Source organism: Micromonospora sp. D75, from assembly GCF_018070405.1.
In the GTDB taxonomy this organism is placed as follows: domain Bacteria; phylum Actinomycetota; class Actinomycetes; order Mycobacteriales; family Micromonosporaceae; genus Micromonospora; species Micromonospora chalcea.
In genome coordinates this window covers 1-1238 of record NZ_JAGPXV010001003.1, presented here as the reverse complement: position 1 = coordinate 1238, position 1238 = coordinate 1, and the positions used below count along the sequence as shown (strand labels likewise).

The 1238-nt window shown below is 72.7% G+C and carries 2 protein-coding genes; one reads left to right on the top strand and one right to left on the bottom strand.

Annotated features, from left to right (window positions below; all coding sequences use genetic code 11):
- Positions 1-539, bottom strand: a 539-nt coding sequence (locus KBX39_RS31500) for an aconitase family protein (RefSeq protein ID WP_247660804.1), incomplete at its 3' end; no start/stop codon positions are given.
- A gap of 49 nt (positions 540-588) precedes the next feature.
- Here KBX39_RS31500 and KBX39_RS31495 point away from each other — a divergent pair.
- Positions 589-1238: IclR family transcriptional regulator (locus tag KBX39_RS31495; protein WP_210874060.1), on the top strand; the 650-nt coding region annotated here is incomplete at its 3' end.

Genomic DNA, 1238 nt, shown 5'->3' with positions numbered 1-1238 from the left:
GTCTTCGGCCGGGCCTGCGGCAGCGTCTGCGTGGCCAGCACGTGTTCGACCTCACTGGTGCCGATGCCGAACGCGAGCGCGCCGAACGCGCCGTGGGTGGCGGTGTGCGAGTCGCCGCACACGATCGTCATGCCGGGCTGGGTGAGGCCGAGCTGCGGGCCGATGACATGCACGATGCCCTGGTTCTCGTCGCCCAGCGCGTGCAGGCGGACGCCGAACTCGGCACAGTTGCGACGCAGCGTCTCGATCTGGGTGCGGGAGGTGGGGTCCGCGATCGTGAGCAGGTCGCCGCGCCGGAGGCGGAACGCCGGGTCGTCGTACCCGGTCGGGGTGTTGTGGTCCTCCGTCGCGATCGTCAGGTCGGTACGGCGGACCCCGCGCCCGGCCAGACGCAGCCCGTCGAACGCCTGCGGGCTGGTCACCTCGTGCAGCAGGTGCAGGTCGATGAAGAGCAGGTCCGGCTCGCCGTCGGCGGAGCGGACCACGTGTGCGTCCCAGACCTTCTCGGCCAGGGTCCTCGGTTGAGTGACTCCCACCATCTGGACATCCTAAATTCTGGGAGGTAAATTTCGGCTTGTGGGACACAGTATGAGCGGTGTCGGCGTTCTCGACAAGGCGGTGGTCATCCTGGCCGCCTGTGTCGACGGCGCCAGCCTGGCCGAACTCGTTGAACGCACCAAGCTGCCCCGGGCCACCGCGCACCGGCTGGCACAGGCGCTGGAGATCCACCGGATGCTCGTCCGGGACACCCAGGGGCGCTGGCGCCCGGGTCCACGCCTGGGCGAGCTGGCGAACGCGGCCCCGGACGTGCTCCTGACCGCCGCCGAGCCGCTGCTCGCCGCGCTACGGGACGCCACCGGCGAAAGCGCCCAGCTCTACCTGCGGCGCGCCGACGAGCGGATCTGCGTGGCCGCCGCCGAGCGTGCCAGCGGCCTGCGGGACACCGTCCCGGTCGGCTCGGTGCTGCCGATGACCGCCGGGTCGGCGGCGCAGATCCTGCTCGCCTGGGAGCCGCCGGAGGCGGTCATGCCGCTGCTCCCCCGCTCCAAGTTCACCGGCCGCACGCTGGCCGAGGTGCGGCGGCGCGGCTGGGCGCAGAGCGTCGCGGAGCGGGAGGCGGGTGTGGCGAGCGTCTCGGCGCCGATCCGGGACCGCACCGGCCGGGTGATCGCCGCGATCAGCATCTCCGGCCCGATCGAGCGCCTCGGCCGCCGCCCCGGAGAACGCCACGCCATGGC